General features: G+C 73.5%; 21 protein-coding genes. 8 read left to right on the top strand and 13 right to left on the bottom strand.

The features are described from left to right. Nucleotides 1-46: 46 nt before the first annotated feature. A complete protein-coding gene (locus AC1DXT_RS19695; RefSeq protein ID WP_477062981.1) occupies nucleotides 47-247 on the bottom strand; it encodes a DUF5302 domain-containing protein in 201 nt (66 codons plus the stop codon). Nucleotides 248-361: 114 nt separating this feature from the next. Here AC1DXT_RS19695 and AC1DXT_RS19690 point away from each other — a divergent pair, with 114 nt between their 5' ends. Continuing rightward, complete coding sequence (locus tag AC1DXT_RS19690; RefSeq protein WP_477062980.1) at nucleotides 362-1,387, top strand: aldo/keto reductase; 1,026 nt, start codon at nucleotides 362-364, stop codon at nucleotides 1,385-1,387. A gap of 1 nt (nucleotide 1,388) precedes the next feature. Here the strand turns inward: AC1DXT_RS19690 and AC1DXT_RS19685 are convergent, their stop codons facing one another. The 3 genes from AC1DXT_RS19685 to AC1DXT_RS19675 all read right to left on the bottom strand — a co-directional run bounded on the left by AC1DXT_RS19685 (nucleotide 1,389) and on the right by AC1DXT_RS19675 (nucleotide 4,670). Continuing rightward, a complete protein-coding gene (locus AC1DXT_RS19685; protein ID WP_477062979.1) occupies nucleotides 1,389-3,389 on the bottom strand; it encodes a S9 family peptidase in 2,001 nt (666 codons plus the stop codon). A gap of 56 nt (nucleotides 3,390-3,445) precedes the next feature. Further along, nucleotides 3,446-3,958 carry a transcriptional regulator NrdR gene (gene nrdR, locus AC1DXT_RS19680; RefSeq protein ID WP_477062978.1) on the bottom strand — a complete coding sequence of 171 codons (513 nt, stop codon included), beginning with the start codon at nucleotides 3,956-3,958 and terminating at the stop codon, nucleotides 3,446-3,448. 301 nt (nucleotides 3,959-4,259) lie between these two features. Then, nucleotides 4,260-4,670, bottom strand: a complete 411-nt coding sequence (locus tag AC1DXT_RS19675) for a LysM peptidoglycan-binding domain-containing protein (protein WP_477062977.1) — start codon at nucleotides 4,668-4,670, stop codon at nucleotides 4,260-4,262. 317 nt (nucleotides 4,671-4,987) lie between these two features. On the opposite strand from AC1DXT_RS19675, the gene lexA reads away from it, so the two are divergent. After that, nucleotides 4,988-5,740 (top strand): transcriptional repressor LexA, encoded by a 753-nt coding sequence (lexA, locus tag AC1DXT_RS19670; RefSeq protein ID WP_421741872.1) that lies wholly within the window; start codon nucleotides 4,988-4,990, stop codon nucleotides 5,738-5,740. Nucleotides 5,741-5,808: 68 nt separating this feature from the next. Here the strand turns inward: lexA and AC1DXT_RS19665 are convergent, their stop codons facing one another. From AC1DXT_RS19665 to hflX, 3 genes are read right to left on the bottom strand one after another with little or no spacing between them, the layout of a single operon-like run. Continuing rightward, nucleotides 5,809-6,810, bottom strand: coding sequence for an L-lactate dehydrogenase (locus AC1DXT_RS19665; protein WP_477062976.1), 1,002 nt, complete (start codon nucleotides 6,808-6,810; stop codon nucleotides 5,809-5,811). A gap of 33 nt (nucleotides 6,811-6,843) precedes the next feature. Next, nucleotides 6,844-8,916: an ATP-dependent DNA helicase gene (locus AC1DXT_RS19660; RefSeq protein WP_477062975.1), complete on the bottom strand. Its 2,073-nt coding sequence runs from the start codon at nucleotides 8,914-8,916 to the stop codon at nucleotides 6,844-6,846. 40 nt (nucleotides 8,917-8,956) lie between these two features. Further along, nucleotides 8,957-10,480, bottom strand: a complete 1,524-nt coding sequence (gene hflX, locus AC1DXT_RS19655) for a GTPase HflX (protein ID WP_477062974.1) — start codon at nucleotides 10,478-10,480, stop codon at nucleotides 8,957-8,959. A gap of 105 nt (nucleotides 10,481-10,585) precedes the next feature. On the opposite strand from hflX, the gene AC1DXT_RS19650 reads away from it, so the two are divergent. Then, complete coding sequence (locus AC1DXT_RS19650) at nucleotides 10,586-11,191, top strand: class I SAM-dependent methyltransferase (RefSeq protein WP_477062973.1); 606 nt, start codon at nucleotides 10,586-10,588, stop codon at nucleotides 11,189-11,191. After that, nucleotides 11,188-12,567 carry an MFS transporter gene (locus tag AC1DXT_RS19645; protein ID WP_477062972.1) on the top strand — a complete coding sequence of 460 codons (1,380 nt, stop codon included), beginning with the start codon at nucleotides 11,188-11,190 and terminating at the stop codon, nucleotides 12,565-12,567. Before AC1DXT_RS19650 ends, AC1DXT_RS19645 begins: the two co-directional genes overlap by 4 nt. Here AC1DXT_RS19645 and AC1DXT_RS19640 read toward each other — a convergent pair. Genes AC1DXT_RS19640 through AC1DXT_RS19620 form a run of 5 tightly spaced genes read right to left on the bottom strand, consistent with a single transcriptional unit; the run spans nucleotide 12,516 to nucleotide 16,033 of the window. Then, on the bottom strand, nucleotides 12,516-12,839 hold the full coding sequence (locus tag AC1DXT_RS19640) for a thioredoxin family protein (RefSeq protein WP_477062971.1): 324 nt from the start codon (nucleotides 12,837-12,839) through the stop codon (nucleotides 12,516-12,518). The genes AC1DXT_RS19645 and AC1DXT_RS19640 overlap by 52 nt on opposite strands. Nucleotides 12,840-12,844: 5 nt before the next feature. Further along, entirely contained in the window at nucleotides 12,845-13,801 is a 957-nt protein-coding gene (dapF, locus tag AC1DXT_RS19635) for a diaminopimelate epimerase (protein WP_477062970.1), read from the bottom strand. Then, a complete protein-coding gene (miaA, locus tag AC1DXT_RS19630; RefSeq protein ID WP_477062969.1) occupies nucleotides 13,798-14,754 on the bottom strand; it encodes a tRNA (adenosine(37)-N6)-dimethylallyltransferase MiaA in 957 nt (318 codons plus the stop codon). The genes dapF and miaA overlap by 4 nt, the downstream gene beginning before the upstream one ends. A gap of 4 nt (nucleotides 14,755-14,758) precedes the next feature. Then, nucleotides 14,759-15,271 carry a type III secretion system chaperone family protein gene (locus tag AC1DXT_RS19625; RefSeq protein WP_477062968.1) on the bottom strand — a complete coding sequence of 171 codons (513 nt, stop codon included), beginning with the start codon at nucleotides 15,269-15,271 and terminating at the stop codon, nucleotides 14,759-14,761. Between the two features lie 36 nt (nucleotides 15,272-15,307). Then, nucleotides 15,308-16,033: a class III extradiol ring-cleavage dioxygenase family protein gene (locus AC1DXT_RS19620; RefSeq protein ID WP_477062967.1), complete on the bottom strand. Its 726-nt coding sequence runs from the start codon at nucleotides 16,031-16,033 to the stop codon at nucleotides 15,308-15,310. Between the two features lie 78 nt (nucleotides 16,034-16,111). Here AC1DXT_RS19620 and AC1DXT_RS19615 point away from each other — a divergent pair, with 78 nt between their 5' ends. Both AC1DXT_RS19615 and AC1DXT_RS19610 read left to right on the top strand, forming a co-directional pair. After that, nucleotides 16,112-16,708: a type III secretion system chaperone family protein gene (locus tag AC1DXT_RS19615; RefSeq protein WP_477062966.1), complete on the top strand. Its 597-nt coding sequence runs from the start codon at nucleotides 16,112-16,114 to the stop codon at nucleotides 16,706-16,708. Beyond that, entirely contained in the window at nucleotides 16,705-17,226 is a 522-nt protein-coding gene (locus AC1DXT_RS19610) for a type III secretion system chaperone family protein (protein WP_056093310.1), read from the top strand. Before AC1DXT_RS19615 ends, AC1DXT_RS19610 begins: the two co-directional genes overlap by 4 nt. Before the next feature lie 4 nt (nucleotides 17,227-17,230). On the opposite strand, the gene miaB is transcribed toward AC1DXT_RS19610, so the two are convergent. After that, nucleotides 17,231-18,802: a tRNA (N6-isopentenyl adenosine(37)-C2)-methylthiotransferase MiaB gene (gene miaB, locus AC1DXT_RS19605; protein WP_477062965.1), complete on the bottom strand. Its 1,572-nt coding sequence runs from the start codon at nucleotides 18,800-18,802 to the stop codon at nucleotides 17,231-17,233. Between the two features lie 123 nt (nucleotides 18,803-18,925). Between miaB and AC1DXT_RS19600 the strand changes: the two genes are divergently transcribed. Further along, nucleotides 18,926-19,708 carry an amino acid ABC transporter ATP-binding protein gene (locus AC1DXT_RS19600; RefSeq protein ID WP_477062964.1) on the top strand — a complete coding sequence of 261 codons (783 nt, stop codon included), beginning with the start codon at nucleotides 18,926-18,928 and terminating at the stop codon, nucleotides 19,706-19,708. Between the two features lie 54 nt (nucleotides 19,709-19,762). Then, nucleotides 19,763-20,635 (top strand): glutamate ABC transporter substrate-binding protein, encoded by an 873-nt coding sequence (locus AC1DXT_RS19595; protein ID WP_477062963.1) that lies wholly within the window; start codon nucleotides 19,763-19,765, stop codon nucleotides 20,633-20,635. Nucleotides 20,636-20,687 lie beyond the last annotated feature (52 nt).

Below are 20,687 nucleotides of genomic sequence, written 5' to 3'. Positions count from 1 at the left end.
GAAGGGGCCCGACCACCTGGTGGTCGGGCCCCTTCTGCGTCCCGTGCTACGCCGAGCCGGACTTGCGCTGGAAGCGTCGCTGCGACGGTCCGGCGGTCTCCGAGCCGTGCACCTGTCCGGTGTTGGCCGAGCCGTCCGCGGTGCGGTGCTGGTTCGTCTTCTTACGCTCCAGCGCCTCGCGGAACTTCGCCTTCGTGTCGTCGGTCACCGCCGCCTCCGTGGTCGCCTTGTCGTCGTCCTTGGCCATGGGCGTCTCCTTACGATGCTCCGTGTCGGCGGACGTCTGCGCCCGCGACCTGCACAGCCTTGCCGACTCGGGCGCGCGGCGCCACCTCTTCTCACGCCCGGTAGCGTCGCCCTCGTGAGCGCACCAGGTTCCGGCCCGCCCCACCGCCGCGCCGGCGGCCTGTCGTGGCCGACCGTGTCGCTCGGTCTCTGGCAGAACTTCGGCGCGACGACGCCCTTCGAGGACCAGCGCCGCCTCGTCCTGCACGCCGTCGACCGTGGCGTCGTGCACCTGGACCTCGCGAACAACTACGGCCCGCCGCCTTTCGCCGCCGAGGAGTCCGTCGGCCGACTCCTGGCCCGTGACCTGCGAGGGCGTCGCGACGAGTTGCTCGTCACGACGAAGGCCGGATACCGCGCGTGGCCCGGGCCGTACGGCGAGCACGGATCGGCGAAGTACCTGCGCGCCTCCCTGGACGAGTCGCTGCGCCGGCTCGGGCTCGAGAGCGTCGACGTGTTCTACAGCCACCGGTTCGACCCCGCGACGCCGCTCGAGGAGACGCTCGGCGCCCTCGACCGAGCCGTCCGAGCGGGCAAGGCGCGCCACGCCGGGATCTCGTCGTACTCGGCGGACCGCACGGTCGAGGCCCTCGAGGTCGCGCGCACGCTCGGCCTGCGCCTCGCCGTGCACCAGCCCGCCTACTCGCTGCTCAACCGGTGGGTGGAGCAGCCCGGCCAGGACGGCCGGTCCCTGCTCGACGTCGCCGGGGACGCGGGCATGGCCGTCGTCGCGTTCTCCCCGCTCGCGCAGGGGATGCTCAGCTCGCGCTACCTGCACGGCGTCCCGGCCGACTCGCGGGCCGCGCGCGGAGGGCCGCTGCGCACCGAGTGGCTGACCGACGAGGCGCTCGACCACGTGCGGGCGCTCGACGCGATCGCCCGCGCCGGCGGCCGGACGCTGCCCCAGCTGGCGCTCGCGTGGGTGCTGCGTGACCCACGCGTCTCGTCCGTGCTGGTCGGCGCCCGCACCACCGCGCAGCTGGACGAGAACCTCGCGGCCGTGGCGCTGCCGCCACTCACCGCCGACGAGCTCGCCGCGGTCGAGCCGCACGCCGTCGACGCCGGGATCAACCTCTGGGGCGTGCGCTCGAGCGACCGCTGACTCAGCCGCCCACGGGCAGGTGCGCGGCCCACCAGCGCAGCACGTGCTCGAACCGCACCTGCCGGTGGCGGGGGTTCCCCGAGCGTGTGAGCTCGTGCCCCTCGCCCGGGAAGAGCAGCAGCTCCGCCTCGACTCCCCGCCGCTTCAGCTCGACGAACCAGCGCTGGCCCTGCTCGACCGGGCACCGCCAGTCCTGCTCCGAGTGGATGACCAGCGTCGGCGTGCGCACCCGTCCCACGTGCGCCATCGGCGACTGGGCCGCCAGCGCCGTCGCGCCCTCCCCGTCGGCGTCGTCCCCGAGGTACTCCAGACCGAAGAACCAGCCGATGTCGCTCGACCCGACGAAGCTCACCGGGTCGAGGAACCCGCGCTCGACGATCGCCGCCACGAACCGGTCCGTGCGCGTGGTCAGCCAGGCGGTGAGGTATCCCCCGTACGAGCCACCCATGACACCCACGCGCTCCCCGTCCAGCGCAGGGTCCACCATGGCGGCACCCAGCAGGGCGAGCACGTCGTCCGTGTCCACCGTCCCGAACCCGTGCCGGATGGCGAGCCCGTGCTCCCGTCCGTAGCCCGACGACCCGCGCGGGTTCCCGAGCACGACCGCGTAGCCGGCCTCCGCCAGCACCTGCACCTCGTCGAAGAGCGCGTGCGTGTACTGCGCGAACGGGCCGCCGTGGATCATCAGGATCGTCGGGTGCGGTCCGGCGCCGTAGCGACCCTCGTCCGGAGTCACCACCCAGCCGTGCACCGCGTAGCCGTCGGGGGCCGTCGCCTCCAGCTCGGTCGGCACCCGGACTCGGCCGGTCGAGCGCAGCGAGGCACCGAGGTCCGTGCGCGACCGGGTCGCACCCGAGGCTGTGTCGACGAGAAGCACCTCGCCCGACGACTCCGGGGTCGCTGCGGTGACGGCGACGCGTCCGGTGCCCGCCGCCACGGCAGCACCGCCGACCACCTTCGTCCCGCCGACCACCGTCGCCTGCGTGCCGTCGGGCGCCACCCGGACCAGGTGCGCGGCACCGCGGCGCTCGACCACCACCAGCGGATCGCCGTCGAGCTCCACGACGACGCCGGCGAGCTGGTCCCGGTCCGGATCCGTGAGCCGCACGACCCCACCACCGGCGACGTCGCCGTCCAGCGGCAGGCGGAACAGGCCGACCTGCGCGGCGACGAAGTCGCGGCCCGCAGGGCCGAGGTCGCTGGCCAGCAGCCAGAGGCAGGAACCGTCCGAGGAGGGCAGGACGGCGTCGACGCCGAGGACGCTCCCCGCGTCCGCGTCCGTGAGCGGCACCGGTGCCACCGGATCCCCGTCCGGGGAGGCGTCGATGCGCACCACGTCGCTGCGCAGGTCCGCCTCGCGCGACGCGTGCCGGGACGAGACGCCCACGAGAGCCTCACCCGAGGGCAGCCACCGCACGCCGGCGACACCGATGTCGCCGGAGGTCAGAGGCACCGGGTCGGGCACGGTCGCCGGTCGCTCGCCGTCGGCGGGCACGTCGACCACGAACGCGTGCTGGGGGCGGTCGCGGAAGAACCCGATCCCGTCGGAGCGGTACTTCAGCTCCGTGATGTGCCGCGGGTCCTCGGAGCCCGGCTTGCCGTCAGGCTCGTACCGCCCCTCCTCGGGCACGCGTGCCAGGTAGGCGATCCGCGTGCCGTCGGGCGAGAAGCGCGGCTCGGAGGCGCCCAGAGGCGCGTCGGTCAGCCGGATCGGTTCTCCCCCGGCGGCCTCGACCACATGCACCTGCGGCTTGCCCTCAGGCTCGGCACGGACGAAGGCGACCCACCGACCGTCCGGGCTGACGTCCGGCGACGTGTCGCGGTGCCCGCGGGTGAGCGGACGGGGCGGGCTGTCGCCGTCGAGGTCGACGGACCAGAGGTGCCCGACGTACTCGTCGGCGGTCAGGTCCGGTCGGACGACCGAGACGACGGCGCGGGAACCGTCCGGAAGGATGGCGGGGGCACCGGGGACGTGGAGGAGCTCGAGATCGGTAGGAAGCACCCGACGAACCTACGTGGTGTCACCGACAGACGAGGATGCAGCGGGCGGCGTGCCGCTCAGCTGGTCCGGACGTCCTCGCCCGAGGGCTCGACCGGCTCGTCGGCGTCGCCGTCGGTCTCGGACTCGTGCTCCGCGCGCAGGACCGTGATCGCCGCCTCGAAGTCCTCCAGGGAGTCGAACGCCTGGTAGACGCTGGCGAAGCGCAGGTAGGCCACCTCGTCCAGCTCACGGAGCGGGCCGAGGATGGCGAGCCCGATCTCGTACGCGTCGATCTCGGCCGAGCCGGCGCTGCGCAGCGTCTCCTCGACCTTCTGCGCGAGCAGGGCGAGGTCGTCCTCGCTCACCGGGCGGCCCTGGCAGGCCTTGCGGACCCCGCCGGCGATCTTCTCGCGGCTGAAGGGCTCGGTGGCCCCGGAGCGCTTCACGACCGAGAGGCTGGCGGTCTCGACCGTGGTGAACCTGCGGTTGCAGTGGGGGCACTGGCGGCGCCGCCGGATGGTCGACCCGTCGTCCGACGTCCGCGAGTCGACGACCCGCGAGTCCGGGTGGCGGCAGAACGGACAGTGCACCGTGATCCCCTTCGAGCCTGACGCGTGGCGGCCGGGCGACTGCCGGCGGCGATCGCGTCGTGAACGCCTGCGTGACGCTAGGCCACGCGTCCCGGCGTCGCAAGATCGGTGCCGGGCACGCCGCGAGCGTAGTGCCGATGCGGCTGAGCGCGGGGATGCGCGAGGGGGGTCATCCACGGATGACCCCCCTCGTGGGGACGCGCCGTGCCGAGCGTGGCACCAGCGCGTCCGGCCTGCGAGCGTCTGCGCCTGACGGTGAACTTCCCCTCCGCCGCCGGGCGCCGAGCGCGCTCGCCGTCGCTCAGTCGGCCGGGAGCACGATGACCTGACCGGCCATCAGTCCGGCGTCCGGGAGCTCGTTGAGGCGGACGAGATCGAACACCACGTCGCGCACGTCCTGCGTGGGCGCCGCGATGGACTCCGCGATCTGCCAGAGCGTCTCCCCGGGCGCCACGACGTGGCGCACGACCTCCTGCGCCCCCGTGGGACCGTCGGCCGCCGCCTGCGTGCCGAGCAGGGTGATCGCCGCGATGACCACGGCGGCGAGCGCCCACAGGACGGCCCGTCCCCGCGTGGTCAACCGGAGGTGGGACGCCGACGGCACCGCGGCACGCGCGACGCGGGCAGTCGCCACGCGGCGGCTCGCCCCGTGTCCGGGCACCCGAGCCGGCACCAGGTTCGGCATCGCCGGTCCCATCACCATCGCGCTCATCACGTCTCTCGTTCCTGCTCGGCCCGGTCTCCCGGGGTACTGCCTCGGTCGATCTCGCCCGTCGAACGCCTGTTCGTCGAACGCTTGTACGATGTCTACCAGCATCCGGCGACACTGTCGAGACACGATCGAACAGATGTTTGATCTTCGGTCCCGACATCCCTAGGCTGGCGGTGCAGCACAAGCGGACCACGAGGCACTGACACGCACGCCGGGACCACCCGTCGTCGCAGGTCAGGACACCGCGACCGTGAGCTGGACGAGGCGGAGAAGGCTGAGCGTGCTGCGAGGCGGCCGCCGGACGGAGGAGGAGCGCAGTGACGGACTCACGGGACACGTCCCAGCCCGAGAAGGACCTGGCGACGATCCACACGCTCCCGGACGGGGCGCCCGGACCGGACGGTCTCACCGCGCGCCAGCGGCTCGTGCTCGACACCATCCGGTCGTCGGTCGAGTCCCGCGGCTACCCCCCGAGCATGCGCGAGATCGGGGAGGCCGTCGGCCTCACCAGCCCGTCCAGCGTGAAGCACCAGCTCATGGCCCTCGAGCGCAAGGGCTACCTGCGACGGGACCCCAACCGCCCGCGGGCCATCGAGGTCGTGCACGCGGACGACTCGCGGGGCGTCGGCACCTGGACGGCACCGGACGGCAGCCGCTCGAGCTTCCCCGACCAGGGCGACGGCGAGCGCCTGCCCGCCCCGTCCTACGTACCGGTGGTCGGCCGGATCGCGGCCGGCGGGCCGATCCTCGCCGAGCAGGTGGTGGAGGACGTGTTCCCGCTCCCCCGCCAGCTCGTCGGCGACGGCGACCTCTTCCTGCTCAAGGTCGTCGGCGACTCCATGATCGACGCCGCCATCTGCGACGGCGACTGGGTCGTGGTGCGCCGTCAGCCCGTGGCGGAGAACGGCGAGATCGTGGCCGCCATGATCGACGGCGAGGCCACGGTCAAGACCCTCAAGCGCATCGACGGCCACGTCTGGCTCATGCCGCACAACCCCGCCTACTCCCCGATCCCGGGCGACGAGTCGACGATCCTCGGCCGCGTCGTGAGCGTGCTGCGCAGCCTCTGACACGCAGATCGGGCCGCACCTCGTGGGAGGTGCGGCCCGACGCGCGTGCGGGTATCGGGTGGCGCCGGTCAGAAGCCGAACTGGCGGGCGACGGAGCGCACCGCGTCCGCCGAGCTGCGCAGCCCCGCGAGCTCCTCGTCGGAGAGCGGGACCGGGAGTCGCTCGCCGACACCGTTCGCACCGACGATCGCCGGCACCGACAGGCACACGTCGCTGATCCCGTAGTAGTCGTCGAGCAGCGACGAGACGGGCAGCACCCGGCCCTCGTCCTTCACGATCGCCTCGATGATCCGCGAGCCCGCCAGGGCGACCGCGTAGTTCGTCGCACCCTTGCCCTCGATGATCCGGTACGCGGACTCGACGACCTCCCGGGCGATCCCGTCGCGGACCTCGGCGGTGAGCGGTCCGCTGCCCCCCGTGCCCGTCCACTCGAGCAACGGGACGGACCCGATGCTCGCGGACCCCCAGAGCGGCAGCTCGGTGTCCCCGTGCTCCCCGGCGATGTACGCGTGCACGTTCTGCACCGCGACACCGGTGTGCTGGGCGATGAGGTACCGCAGCCGCGACGAGTCCAGGACGGTGCCGGACCCGAACAGCTGCGACGGTGGCAGGCCCGAGATCTGCAGCGCGGCGTACGTGACCACGTCGACGGGGTTCGTGACCATGACGTAGACCGCGTCGGGCGCCACCTCGACGACCGCCGGCAGGACCTTGCGGACGAGCCCGATGGTCGCCTCCGCGAGGTCCAGCCGCGTCTGGCCGGGCTTCTGCTTGGCGCCCGCCGTGAACATCACCACGTCCGCGTCCGCGCACACCGCGAGGTCGTCGGACCCGACCACCTGCGCCATGGGCATGAACTGGATCCCGTGGCCGAGGTCGAGGGCCTCCGCCTCGGCCTTCGCGGCGTTGATGTCGTACAGCGCGACGGAGCGAGCGGCCCCCCGCATCAACGCGGCGTAGGCCATCGTCGACCCGACGGCACCGGCTCCCACGATCGCGAGCTTCGACGTACGGCGGCCGCTCCGGGACGGGGCCATGCCGACGTCTTCCATGTCCAGGCTCTCGGTCATCTCACACACCTCTGGGTCGGGGACGGGTCGAGGCTAGCCGGACGTGGCGAGCCGCCGCAGCGCCGAGATGGCCACCGAACGGTCCGTCGTCCGCCAGAAGTCGGGCAGCGAGCGCGTCAGGAAGCTGCCGTAGCCCGCGGTCGCCAGCCGGGGGTCGAGCACGGCGACCACCCCCCGGTCCTCGCTGGTGCGGATCAGGCGGCCGGCGCCCTGGGCCAGGAGCAGCGCGGCGTGCGTGGCGGAGACGGCCAGGAAGCCGTTCCCGCCGGCCTTCTCGATCGCGTCGGACCGTGCGGAGCTGACGGGGTCGTCCGGGCGCGGGAACGGGATGCGGTCGATGATCACCAGCCGGCACGTCGCTCCGGGGACGTCGACGCCCTGCCAGAGCGACAGGGTGCCGAACAGGCAGGTCGCCTCGTCGGCGATGAACTGGGACACCAGCGTGGGCAGCTGGTCGTCGCCCTGGACGAGGATCGGGACGTCCAGGCGCTCGCGCATCGCGGCCGCAGCCGCGTTCGCCGCGCGACGCGAGGAGAAGAGCCCGAGCGTGCGCCCCCCGGCGGCCGTGACCAGGTCGGCGATCTCGTCGAGCTGGGCGTCGGTGGCGGGCTCGCGGCCGGGCTTGGGCAGGTGCCGTGCGAGGTAGAGGATCCCCTGCCTCGGGTAGTCGAACGGGCTGCCGACGTCGAGCCCGCGCCACGGCGCGCTGGACGGCGCGGGCGTCGGCTCCCYGGCCAGCGACGTGGGACCGACGGGCTCGGCGTCCGGTCGGACCTCGAGCCCCACGGCACGGGCGATGGGGTCGAACGAGCCGCCCAGCTCCAGGGTCGCGGACGTGAGCACGCCCGACCGGCCCGCCAGGAGGTGCGTCCGGATCAGCCCGTTGACGGCCAGCGGCGCCGCGTAGAGCCGGGTGAGCATGCCGCCACGGCGGTCCTCCGTCCGGGCGCACCACAGGACCGTGTGGCGGTTGTCCTCGGGGTCGGCGGCCATGCGGTCGGCCACCTCGTGCAGGGCGAGCATGGTCGCCTGGGCCATCTTGCGGCCGCCCTCCGGCGGCGCGTTCGGCCCGGTCTCGGGCTTGAGCACGCTGAGCAGGGCGCGTGTGGAGTCGCGGACGCTGGCCACCGCGTCACGGGCGGCAGGCGGCAGGCCGTCGCGGAACCGGGCCTCGGGCAGGCCGACGAGCACCGTGGCGAGCGCCTGGCTGGCGGAGTCGAGGTCGGTCGTCGGGACGCCCCCGTGCCGGCGGGCCAGGCGCGCCGCGTGCTCGATGGTCGCGACGGACAGCTCGGAGGTCGACTGGGCGGTCACCCGGTCGGTGAGCTCGTGGGCCTCGTCGACGATCAGCACCTGGTGCTCGGGCAGGACACCGGGCGATCCCGAGGCCGCGATCCCGAGCATCGCGTGGTTGGTGACGACGACGTCGGCCTCCCGTGAGGCGGCCTTCGCCTTCTCGGGGAAGCACTCGGCGAGCATCGGGCACTTGCCGCCGAGGCACTCCAGCGAGGTCACCGAGACCTGCCGCCACGCCTGTGCCGTCACACCCGGCACGAGGTCGTCACGGTCGCCCGTGCCGGTCTCGTCGGCCCACTCCCGCAGCCGGAGCACCTGCTCGCCGAGGCTCTCGGTCGGCCCGGTGACACCCTTGCGAGCGGGGGCCGGGTGCTCGGCCGCGCCCGCGTGCTCACCGAGGTCGAACAGCGTGCCGGTGTCGTCGTCGGGATACCCGCCCGCGACCTTGTGCACGCAGAGGTAGTTGTGCCAGCCCTTGAGCAGCGCGATCGACGCGGGGCGCGGCAGGTGGGGCTCGAGCGCCGTGGCGACGAGCGGCAGGTCGCGCGTGATGATCTGCCGCTGCAGCGCCAGCGTGGCGGTCGAGACCACCACGTGCTCGTTCTCCAGGACCGCGTGCCGCAGTGCCGGGACCAGGTAACCGAGGGACTTTCCCGTGCCGGTGCCGGCCTGCACCAGCAGGTGCTCGCCCTTCTCGATGGTCTCCGCCACGGCGACCGCCATCTGGTGCTGGCCGTCGCGTCGGACGCCGCCGAGCGCCTCGACCGCGAGGTCGAGGAGCTTCTCGACGGAGGGGTCGGCGTCTGGCACCGCGTCAGCCTAGTGGCGACCGCCGACGTTCAGAGACGGCTCATCGCCGTGGCTGTGCCGCAGCCTCCAGCTCCGCAGCGAGGCCGGCGTCGACCCGTGCGCGGATGGCCGTGCCCTCGCCGGTGTGATCCTCGGCCTGGATGTCGCCGTGCTCGTGCACCCGGCTGATCAGGTCGCCACGGTGGTACGGGACGACCAGGTCGACCGAGACGCCGGGGCGCGGGAGCTGGTCGGCGATCAGCGCCTGGAGCTCGTCGATGCCCTCGCCGCTGTGGGCGGAGACCACGATCGAGTGCACCTCGCGCGAGCGCAGGCGGGCGATCGCCTCGGGGGTGGCCACGTCCGCCTTGTTCAGCACGATGATCTCGGGCACGTCCATGGCACCGGGGATGTCCGCGAAGACGTGGCGCACGGCGGCGATCTGGCCCTCGGGGTCCGGGTGGGACGCGTCCACGACGTGCAGGATCAGGTCGGCGTCGGCGACCTCCTCCAGCGTGGAGCGGAAGGCCTCGACCAGCTGGTGCGGCAGCGCGCGGACGAAGCCCACGGTGTCCGCCAGCGTGTAGATCCGGCCGTCGACGGTCTCGGCCCGGCGGACCGTCGGGTCCAGCGTCGCGAACAGGGCGTTCTCCACGAGTACGCCCGCGTGCGTCAGCCGGTTGAGCAGCGAGGACTTGCCCGCGTTGGTGTAGCCGGCGATGGCGACCGACGGGATCGCGTGCTTCTTGCGCGACGCCCGCTTGGTGACCCGGCCGGGCTCCATGGCAGCGATCTCGCGGCGCAGCTTGGCCATCCGGTTGCGGATGCGCCGCCGGTCCAGCTCGATCTTCGTCTCACCGGGACCGCGGGAGCCCATGCCGGCTGCGGCGCCGCCGACCTGCCCTCCGGCCTGCCGGGACATCGAGTCGCCCCAGCCGCGCAGGCGCGGGAGCAGGTACTCCAGCTGCGCCAGCTCGACCTGTGCCTTGCCCTCCCGGGACTTGGCGTGCTGGGCGAAGATGTCGAGGATCAGCGCGGTGCGGTCGACGACCTTGACGCGGACGATGTCCTCCAGCGCGCGGCGCTGCGAGGGGGCCAGCTCGCCGTCCACGACGACGGTGTCGGCGCCGACGGCCGCGACGAGGGTGGCCAGCTCGGCGGCCTTGCCCGAGCCGAGGTAGGTACCGGGGTCCGGCTTCTGCCGGCGCTGGAGCAGCCCGTCGAGCACCTGGGAGCCGGCCGTCTCGGCCAGCTGGGCCAGCTCGCGCAGGGAGATCTCGGCGTCGGTCACGGTGCCGGAGCCCCAGACGCCGACCAGGACGACCCGCTCCAGGCGCAGCTGGCGGTACTCGACCTCGGTGACGTCCTCGAGCTCGGTGGACAGGCCGGCGACGCGGCGCAGCGACGTGCGCTCCTCGAGGTCGAGCTGGTCGCCGTCGTACGACGAGTGGACCGTGGCGCCGGCGTGCAGCGTGGACCCTGCCCGGGCGAGCACGCGGGCCACGACGTCGTCGGCCACCTCCTGCGCGGAGCGCGCCGTCGGGGTGTCCTCGGTCTGGCTGGTGGTGTGCTGCGCGTCGGTCAAGGTGCTCCTCTTCTCGTGCCGTCCTCCCAGGGTCGCACGCGGCACCGACGGCGGCCGAAGGATTTCGCTGCGGGCCGAGCCCCGCACGCTCGGTATCGTCGGCGCGTGAGCGAGCAGGACCACTACTTCACCGCGCAGCCGGCGTCCCCCGACGAGCGCAGGCTGCTGCGCGTCCACCTGGCGGGCCGGGAGGTCGAGGTGGAGACCGCGGGCGGCATCTTCTCCCCCGACCACGTCGACCTCGGGACGCGCGTGCTGCTGGACCACGTCCCCGCGCCACCGGCCACGGGCGACCTGCTGGACCTCGGCTGCGGGTGGGGGCCGGTCGCGCTCACGCTGGCGCTGGAGGCCCCCGCCGCGACGGTCTGGGCGGTGGACGTCAACGAGCGCGCGCTCGACCTCACGCGACGCAACGCCGAGCGGCTCGGTGCGACGAACGTGCGGGCCGTGCGGCCGGAGGAGTTGCCCGACGACGTGGTGTTCGCCGCCGTCTGGTCGAACCCGCCGATCCGCGTCGGCAAGGAGGCGCTGCACGCGATGCTGCGGCAGTGGCTCGGTCGCCGTGCGCAGGGTGGCGAGGCGCACCTCGTCGTCAGCAAGAACCTCGGTGCGGACTCGCTCCAGCGGTGGATCGCGGCCGAGCTCGGCGTGGACGTCGAGCGGACCGCGAGCGCCAAGGGCTTCCGCGTGCTCACCGTGCGCGACCGATGAGCGACTGGCGGTCCCTGCGCACCACCACCTGGAGCATGGTCGCGCTGATCTTCATGGTGGCGTTCGAGTCGCTCGCCGTGACCACGGTGATGCCGACCGTCTCGGACGCGCTGGACGGTGCGACCCTGTACGCGTTCGCGTTCGCCGGTCCTCTCGCCACCGGCGTCGTCGGCATGGTCGTGGCCGGTCCGTGGAGCGACCGCAGCGGACCCCGGACTCCCCTGCTGGTCGCCGTGGGGACGTTCACCGCGGGCATCCTCGTCGCGGGCGCGGCCCCCTCGATGGAGGTCCTCGTCGCGGGCCGGCTGTTCCAAGGCCTCGGTGGCGGGGCGATGACCGTCGCCGTCTACGTGGTGGTGGCTCGGCTGTACCCCGCCATGCTGCACCCGCGCGTCTTCGCCTGGTTCGCCGCGGCCTGGATCATCCCGTCGCTGGTCGGCCCCGCGGGTGCCGGTGCGGTGGCGCAGCACCTCGGGTGGCGGTGGGTGTTCCTGGGGGTCGCGCTGCTCGTGGTGCCGACCACGCTGGCTCTCGTCCCGGCGCTGCTCAAGATCGGGCCGCCCGAGACCGCCGCCGAGGTGGCGGCACGGGGTCGCTTCGCGTGGGCGGCACTCGCCGCGGCGGCCGTGCTCGGGCTCAACCTCGCGGCCCAGGTGCCCCGCCCGTGGTCGGTGGTTGTGGTGGTGGGCACCGGGGTGCTCGCCCTCGTCGCGCTCCGCGCCGTGGTGCCGGCGGGCACGATGCGCGCGGCCCGCGGGCTGCCCAGCGTCATCGCGACCCGAGGGCTCGTGTCGGGGGCGTTCCTCGGTGCGGAGGTCTACCTCCCGTACCTGCTCACCGAGCGGTACGCGTTCTCCCCGACGACCGCAGGGATCGCGTTGACGTTCGCCGGGGTGGCGTGGGCGGCGACGTCGTGGCTGCAGGGACGGCTCGGCGACCGGCTCCCGCACCGCAGGGCGGTCGTCGTCGGCTCCGCCCTGGTGGTCGTGGCCGTCGTCGGTGTCCTCTGCACCGCGGCCCTGCACCTGCCGGCGGCGGTCGCCATCTCGTTCTGGACGCTCGCCGGCGCCGGGATGGGCCTGGTGTACTCCCGGCTGACCGTGCTGGTGCTCGCGTACTCCGCCCCGGGCAGCCAGGGGGTCAACAGCTCGGCGCTCTCGATCGCGGACTCGATCGGCGCCGCCCTCGCCCTGTCGCTCACGGCGCTGGCGTTCGCCGCCGCGGACCGCAGCCCCGACGCACCGTTCACCGCCGCGCTGGCGGTCGCCGCCGTGTTCGCCGTCGGAGCTGCGCTGGTCGGCCCCCGCGTCGGTGCCGGGCGACCTCAGGCGGAGGACTCGACCGACGACGCGGCCGCCAACGCGCTGCGCAGCTGAGCGAGCGTCGGCACCCCGGAGGCGCGGCGCACCACGTCGCCACGGGCGTCCAGCACCAGGACGGTCGGCGTGACGTCGATGCCGAGCCGCTCGCCGAGCGCCAGGTGATCCGCGACGTCGAGGTCGGCGTAGGCCACCCCGTCGGTGGTCGCGACGGCGCGCTCGACGACGTACCGCGTCGAGCGGCAGGGCGCGCAGAACGTGCTCGAGAACTGGACCACGGTGGCGCGGTCGCCCAGCGGCGCACCCAGGTCGTCGGGCGTCAGGCGCACGGCGGTCAGCGTCCCGCGGTCAGCGCCGCGAGGTCCACGTCGGCCGCGGCGACGAGCACCGCCGGTCCGGCGAGCTCGACGTGCCCGTCCGGCAGGACGCTCACGCGGACCGTGCCGCCGGGCACGTCGACCAGCCACACGTCCGGGGCACCCACGCCCGCCCAGGTGCGGACGGCCAGCGCCGCGGCGCACGCACCGGTGCCGCAGGACCGGGTCTCGCCGACCCCCCGCTCGTGCACCCGCATGCGGAGCCGGCCGACGAGCGAACCGTCCACCGCCTCGTCCTCACCCAGCGGCACGACGAGCTCGACGTTGGTGCCGTGCGGAGGCACCGGGGTGACCTGAGGCGCACGCGTGAGGTCGGCGGCCGTCAGCTCGTCCTCGCCACCCAGCGCGAGGACGACGTGCGGGTTGCCGACGTCGACGCTCAGCCCGGCGCGCGCGACCTCCAGCCCGGCGACCTCGACCTCCGCGTCCGCCCCGGCGCGCACGGCCTCGGCGCCGCCGGGAAGGTGCCAGCGACCCATGTCGACGGCGTACCAGACGTCGTCGCCGATGCCGGCGGGGACCTGCACCCGCCGCACGCGCCGCACGCCCGCCCGGGTCCCCAGGGCCAGCTCGCCGTCGGCCGCGTCCCACAGGCCGAGCCGCTCGAGGTAGGCGGCGAACACGCGCACGCCGTTGCCGCACATCTCCGCGACCGACCCGTCGCCGTTGCGGTAGTCCATGAACCAGCGGGCCGACGGGTCCTCGGCCAGCGCGGCCACGCCCTCGGGCAGGAGCTCGCTGGCGACCACCCGGATGACACCGTCTCCGCCGACCCCGGCCCGCCGGTCCGCCAGCTCACGGACGAGCGTCGCGGACAGGTCGATCCGGGCCTCGCGGTCGTCGAGCAGGACGAAGTCGTTCTGCGTCCCGTGACCCTTGGTCACGTGCAGGGTCGGGGCGGCCACCACGGTCATGAGCCCAGGCTACGTCGTGGCGCCGGGTCGTCCGTGGCGAGCCCCAGCTCGCCGGCGTCGGCCGCGGCGACGAGCGCCAGCGCGTGGGCCACGAGGTCGGGATCGCGCGCGTCGAGCCAGTGCACCCGCGGGTCGCGACCGAACCAGCCCATCTGCTTGCGGGCCAGCCGGCGCGTCCCAGCAGCGATCGCGGCCTGTGCGTCGTCCGGGGTGAGCTCGCCGCGGAGCATCGCGAGCACCTCGGCATACCCCACGGCGCGCGACGCCGTCCGGCCCAGACCGTGCTCGAGCAGGTGCTCCACCTCCACCACCAGGCCGCGCCCCCACATCCGGGCGACCCGCTCGGTGATCCGCTCGTCGAGGACCGCGCGGTCGCAGTCCAGCCCGATCTGCACGGCCGGCACCTCGTAGACGTGCTGCGGCAGGCTCGCGGAGTAGGGACGGCCGGTGAGCGCGATGACCTCCAGGGCGCGCACGATCCGGCGCGCGTTGCGGGGGCCGATGCCCTCGGCGGCGACGGGGTCGGCGGCGGCGAGCTCCGCGTGCAGCGCGCGGGCGCCCTCGGCCTCCACCCGCGCCTCGAGCCGGGCACGCAGGGCCTCGTCCGTGCCGGGGAACTCCATGTGGTCGAGCAGGGCGCGGACGTAGAGGCCGGAACCGCCGACGGCGATGGCGCGATGACCGGCGCGCTCGATCGCGTCGAGCGCTGACCGCGCGCGCGCCTGGTAGTCGGCGACCGACGCGTCCTCGTGGACGTCGAGCACGTCGAGGAGGTGGTGCGGCACTCCCTGGCGCTCGTCGACGGTCAGCTTGGCCGTGCCGATGTCCATGCCGCGGTACAGCTGCATGGCGTCCGCGTTGACGATCTCGCCGCCGAGCGCGTGGGCGAGCGCGAGCCCGAGGTCGGACTTGCCCGTCGCCGTCGGGCCGACGAGCGCGACCACGAGGGTCATGCCCTCACTCCACGGTGGGTCGCGCGGGGTCGTGGTAGGCGACCGGGGTCTGCGGCTGACGGGCCACGGGCGCGGTCGGGGCGGCGTCGGGGTAGCGCTCGTCGAGCTCGGCGAAGAAGCGCAGGGCGCTGGCGATCCCGCCGGTCAGGTGCAGGTCCAGCTGCTCGTCGCTGACGCCGCTCTGGTAGTCGACGGTGTGCTCCGTGTACACGGCCACGTGCTCGTCCTCGATCCGCACGTAGATCTTGGGCCAGACCATGGTCTCGGACCACTTGTTGGCACCGAGCAGGATGGTGCCGAGCTCCGTGCCCGGCACCTGCCGCGCCCAGCGGCCACGGACCTGGAGGTACTCCTTGGTGCGGCCCATCGCGATGAACCAGAACGGGTGGCTGTCCCAGCGGCCCACCAGGTCGCCGTCGGTGTCCCGGCCGTAGACCGAGCCCCGGGCGTCGAGCCGCTGCGCGACGCGCTCGATGGTCAGCGGCGGGAGGGTGGGCTCGTGCTCGGGGGATGACATCGGGACCTCGGTGTGTCGGGGACGGACAGCGAGACCTTACCGGGCGTCCCAGAGCAGGACCGCGTGCTGCGCGCCCAGGTCCGTCGACGCCGCGAGCGTGCGCGCCCGGACGCATCCGTCGCCGGCTGCACCGACCAGGACCTGCCACGGCGCCCAGCCACGGACGGCGAGCTCGTCGGCCAGCGCKGGGTCGTCGCCGACGAGCCGGGCTCGCGCGGCCCGCCCGGCGTCGGCGAGGTCGGCCAGCACCCGCGCGTCGTGGTCGGGGGCCCGGGCGTCGTCGGCCAGCGGGGCATCCGGCCCGTGGCGTCCGCTCCCGGACCCGACGACGACCAGGCCGGTGGGCTCTGTCCCGACGAGCTCTGCGCCGAGCGCGGCGAGCCCGTCGGCGGTCGCCGTCGACGTGACCTCGACGACGCGCAGGCGGCCCGACCACCCCGTTCGCGCGAGCAGGTGGAGCGCGACGATGCCGGGGGCGCCCGGATCGTAGGACCCGACACCGTCGACCTGGACCTCGACCACCGGCCAGCGGAGCAGCCCGTCCGGGATCCCTGCGGCACCGAGCGTGGTGCGCACGGTCCCGGCGACCACCCGGTCGGTCGGACCGGGGGCCACGACGACGATCGAGCCGACCCCCGAGGCCACGACCTCGCCGACCGCACGGAGCGCCGCCTCGCGCAGCCCGGCGGCGGGGTCCGCCGAGCCGCCGGCCCCCGGTACCAGGAGCACGGTGTCCGGGACGAGCGCGGCGACGACGAGCATGCCCCGAACCTACGGGAGGTTGCACGGCACCCGAACGACGGCACCCCGGTGTGGGCCACCGCCGGTACTGTCCTGCGTATGGGGTCGCTCGGGGATCGTGCACGGCGCTGGTGGCGGGGGCGTTCCCTGCCCGCGACCGGCTCGGACACCGCGCCCGCGCTCGAGGCCGACGACGACGAGCTGCACGACCGCGTGGCGCAGCTGCTCGCCCGCGAGCTCGGTGTGGCCGAGCCTGCCGCCGACCTGCCGACGGACGTGACGCCCGCCCGCATCGCCGCCTGGATGACCAACAACCAGTTCAGCTACTTCGTGGACAACGACGGGGACCTCGGCGGCCTGTGGCGCGGTCGGCTCTTCTACTTCTTCCTGTTCGGGGAGAAGTCGGAGATCCTCCAGGTGCGCGGCCAGTGGCACCGGGAGGTCGCGATCGAGCGTCTGGAGGAGGTGCTCGACGTCTGCAACGAGTGGAACGCCGACCGCATCTGGCCCAAGGCGTACATCCGCGTCCGGGACAACGGCCGCGTGCACGTCGTCTCGGAGGTGGCCACCGACCTGGAGCACGGGGCGACCGACGCCCAGCTGAGCCAGATGCTCTTCTGCGGCCTGTCGACGGGGAGCATGTTCTTCGACGCGCTGGACGAGCGGTACCCCGACCCGGCAGGAGTCGCGCCGTGAGCGGGCCCGGGTGGCTGCTGCGGGTGCTCGGTGGCCTGCCCAAGCCCACCAAGCGACCGACGCCCGACGACGAGCCCCCGGCACCGCTGACGCGTGAGCGGATCGCGGACTACCTGGTCGGACGCGGCTACCGGTTCGTGGTCGACGACGACGGCGACCTGACCGGCACCTGGGACGGCAGCCGCTTCTGGTTCCTCCTGCTCGGCGAGCAGCAGGAGATCCTGCAGGTGCGCGGCCGGTGGCACCGCGGGCTGCAGCTCGACCAGCGTGAGGCCGCGGCCATGGCGATCAACGACTGGAACCGCGAGCGGATCTGGCCCAAGGCGTACCTGCGCGAGGAGGAAGGCGTCCTCGCCCTCTACAGCGAGGTGTCCGCCGACTTCGAGCCGGGGGTCACCGACCCGCAGCTCGCGCAGCTGCTGGCCTGCGGGCTGGGCACCGGGGTGCAGATGTTCTCGGCCATGGAGGCCGTGCTCCCGCGCGACGACGCTCCCCCGCCGGACGTGCCCGACAACTAGGCGGTCAGCGCCGCACCAGGGTCGGCAGCCCGAGCGAGACCGGACCGGTGGGACCGGGCGTGCCGCACGCGTCGGCGGCGCCGCCGTGGCTGTGCTCGTCGCCGCCGTCCTGCCGACGCTCCCACGCGTCGCCCGCGGCGGTCCGGCGGACCTCGAACGTCCCGCCGGTCACCGCGGAGTCGGCGACCAGGTGGTACGGCGCCGCGTGCGTCACCGTGACAGTCACGAGGTCGCCCGGCCGGGGTGCGTCCGCGGCCTGGACCGGCACCGCGAGGTGGACGAGCAGGTTGTCGGCGGCGCGCCCGGTGACCCGGTGCGTGGCCTCGTCCTTACGACCCTCGGCCTCGGCGACCAGCACCTGCACCGTGCGACCGACCTGCGCCTGGTTCTCCTCCTGCGAGATCCGGTCCTGCAGGGCGGTGAGGCGCAGGTAGCGCTCCTGCACCACGCTCTTCGGCAGCTGGTCCGGCAGGTCGAACGCGGCCGTGCCGGGGCGCGGCGAGTACTGGAACGTGAACGCGGACGCGAACCGCGAGGCCTCGACCACCCGGAGGGTCTCCGCGAAGTCCTCCTCGGTCTCCCCGGGGAAGCCCACGATGATGTCGGTCGTGATCGCCGCGTCGGGCATCGCGGCCCGGACGCGGTCGAGGATGCCGAGGAACTTGTCCGACCGGTACGAGCGGCGCATCGCCCGCAGGATGCGGTCGGAGCCCGACTGCAGCGGCATGTGCAGCTGCGGCATCACGGTCGGCGTCTCGGCCATCGCCGCGATGACGTCGTCCGTGAACGCCGCCGGGTGCGGGGACGTGAACCGCAGCCGTTCGAGGCCCTCGATCGCACCCGCCGCGCGCAGCAGCGAGGCGAACGCGCCTCGGTCGCCGAACTCGACGCCGTAGGAGTTCACATTCTGGCCGAGCAACGTCACCTCGATCGCGCCCTGCGAGACCAGCGCCTGGACCTCCGCCAGGATCTCGCCCGGCCGGCGGTCGCGCTCCTTGCCGCGCAGGTGCGGGACGATGCAGAAGGTGCACGTGTTGTTGCAGCCCACGCTGATGGACACCCAGCCGGCGAACACCGACTCGCGGCGGGTCGGCAGCGTGCTGGGGAAGACCTGCAGGGACTCCTCGATCTCGACCTGCGCCTCCGCGTTGTGGCGGGCGCGCTCCAGCAGGACCGGCAGCACGTCGAGGTTGTGCGTGCCGAACACCACGTCCACCCACGGCGCGCGCTCGACGATCCCGGCGCGGTCCTTCTGCGCGAGACAGCCGCCGACCGCGATCTGCATCCCCGGTCGCGCCCGCTTGGTGCCCGCGAGCCGGCCCAGGTTCCCGTACAGCTTGTCGGCGGCGTTCTCGCGGACCGCGCAGGTGTTGATCACGATGACGTCGGCATCCTCGGCGGCAGCCTCCACCGGGCTCGCGGCGACGTAGCCGGCCTGCTCGAGCATCCCCGCCATGTGCTCGGAGTCGTGCACGTTCATCTGGCAGCCGAGGGTCTTGACCAGATAGGTGCGCGGGTGCGCCGTCGGGGTCGCCGTCGACAGGTCCGGCAGGGCGGCAGGCAGGGTCGTGGACATCACCGACAAGGGTACGGCCGGTCGCGCCGAGCCCCTCACCTGGGGTTGTGCTTGACGGGTGCGTTGCCGAACCGTGACCGTCGTGGCTCGCCAGATCGGGCAAACCCCCCGTAAGTTCGTCCAATGGTGGACACCTCAGCCGCACCGCCCGCCCCGACCGACCAGACGTCCGACGCCCTCGTGGAGCTCCGGGGCGTCGACAAGCACTTCGGCCCCCTGCACGTGCTCCAGCACATCGACCTGACCGTGCGCCGCGGCGAGGTGGTCGTGATCATCGGCCCGTCCGGAAGCGGGAAGTCGACGCTCTGCCGGACGATCAACCGGCTGGAGACCATCGACTCCGGCACCATCACGCTCGACGGTCAGGCCCTGCCCGCCGAGGGTCGCGCGCTCGCCCGGCTGCGGGCCGACGTCGGGATGGTGTTCCAGTCGTTCAACCTGTTCGCGCACAAGACCGTCCTCGAGAACGTCACGCTCGGCCAGATCAAGGCCAAGGGCGTCAAGCCCGCGAAGGCCCGCGAGATCGCCTACGACCTGCTCGACCGCGTCGGGGTGCGCAACCAGGCCGACAAGCTCCCCGCGCAGCTCTCGGGCGGCCAGCAGCAGCGGGTGGCGATCGCCCGGGCGCTCGCCATGCAGCCCAAGGTCATGCTCTTCGACGAGCCGACCTCGGCACTCGACCCCGAGATGATCAACGAGGTGCTCGACGTCATGGTCGGCCTCGCCCGCGACGGCATGACGATGATCGTCGTCACCCACGAGATGGGCTTCGCCCGCAAGGCCGCCAACCGCGTGGTGTTCATGGACGGCGGCCAGATCGTCGAGGAGGCCGACCCGGAGACGTTCTTCACGGCGCCGACGAGCGATCGCGCGCGCGACTTCCTCTCGAAGATCCTCACCCACTGACCCACCCCCACCACAACCGAACCGACACCGCACACCACACGAAGGGGACACACCATGCGCAGGGGACGACTGGTACTGGCACTCGCCGCAGCGGCCACGCTCACGCTCGCAGGCTGTTCGAGCGACGGCGGCGACGACACGGACACCGACGCGGGCGCGACGAGCGAGGAGACCGAAGCCTCCGGTGGCGCCGAGGGCACCATCAAGATCGGCATCAAGTTCGACCAGCCCGGACTGGGCTTCCAGGACGGCAGCGAGTACACGGGCTTCGACGTCGACGTGGCGAAGTTCGTCGCGGGCGAGCTCGGCTACGGGGAGGACCAGATCGAGTGGGTCCAGTCCCCCTCGGCCCAGCGCGAGACGCTGCTGCAGAACGGGCAGGTGGACATGATCTTTGCCACCTACTCGATCACCGACAAGCGCAAGGAGGTCGTCTCCTTCGCAGGTCCGTACTTCGTCGCCGGCCAGGACCTGCTGGTCGCCGCGGACGACGACTCGATCACCGGCCCGCAGGACCTCGAGGGCAAGAACCTCTGCTCCGTCACCGGCTCCACGTCGGCCCAGCGCATCAAGGACGAGTACGCCGCGGGGACGAACCTGCTCGAGCAGCCGGGGTACGCCGAGTGCGTGACCGCCCTGACCGCCGGCACGGTCGACGCCGTCACCACGGACGACATCATCCTGGCCGGTCTCGCGGCCGTGCCCGCCAACGAGGGCAAGGTCAAGGTCGTCGGCAACCCGTTCTCCGAGGAGAACTACGGCGTCGGCATCCCCAAGGGGTCCGACCAGTGCGAGGCCATCAACGACGCCATCACCAAGATGATCGACGACGGCACGTGGCAGGAGCTGCTCGACAAGAACGTCGGCGCCTCCGGCTACAAGGCGAACGACGAGCTCAACCCGCCGGAGCCCGCCGCCTGCGCCTGACCCGCTGACGTTCCGGGGGCCTGCGCGGTGACCGCGCGGGCCCCCGGTCCCT

This window comes from Cellulomonas sp. P1_G12_2, from assembly GCF_056405535.1.
The sequence above is the reverse complement of the archived record's forward strand: the minus strand, read 5'-3'. Positions and strand labels throughout refer to the sequence as shown.

Coding starts and splice junctions, on each gene's coding strand:
- AC1DXT_RS19595 (WP_477062963.1), top strand. CDS start 19,763: ATGCGCAGGGGACGACTGGTACTGGCACTCGCCGCAGCGGCCACGCTC.
- AC1DXT_RS19625 (WP_477062968.1), bottom strand. CDS start 15,271: ATGTCATCCCCCGAGCACGAGCCCACCCTCCCGCCGCTGACCATCGAG.
- dapF (WP_477062970.1), bottom strand. CDS start 13,801: ATGACCGTGGTGGCCGCCCCGACCCTGCACGTGACCAAGGGTCACGGG.
- AC1DXT_RS19615 (WP_477062966.1), top strand. CDS start 16,112: ATGGGGTCGCTCGGGGATCGTGCACGGCGCTGGTGGCGGGGGCGTTCC.
- AC1DXT_RS19600 (WP_477062964.1), top strand. CDS start 18,926: ATGGTGGACACCTCAGCCGCACCGCCCGCCCCGACCGACCAGACGTCC.
- AC1DXT_RS19665 (WP_477062976.1), bottom strand. CDS start 6,810: ATGACCGAGAGCCTGGACATGGAAGACGTCGGCATGGCCCCGTCCCGG.
- miaA (WP_477062969.1), bottom strand. CDS start 14,754: ATGACCCTCGTGGTCGCGCTCGTCGGCCCGACGGCGACGGGCAAGTCC.
- AC1DXT_RS19695 (WP_477062981.1), bottom strand. CDS start 247: ATGGCCAAGGACGACGACAAGGCGACCACGGAGGCGGCGGTGACCGAC.
- miaB (WP_477062965.1), bottom strand. CDS start 18,802: ATGTCCACGACCCTGCCTGCCGCCCTGCCGGACCTGTCGACGGCGACC.
- AC1DXT_RS19675 (WP_477062977.1), bottom strand. CDS start 4,670: ATGAGCGCGATGGTGATGGGACCGGCGATGCCGAACCTGGTGCCGGCT.
- AC1DXT_RS19645 (WP_477062972.1), top strand. CDS start 11,188: ATGAGCGACTGGCGGTCCCTGCGCACCACCACCTGGAGCATGGTCGCG.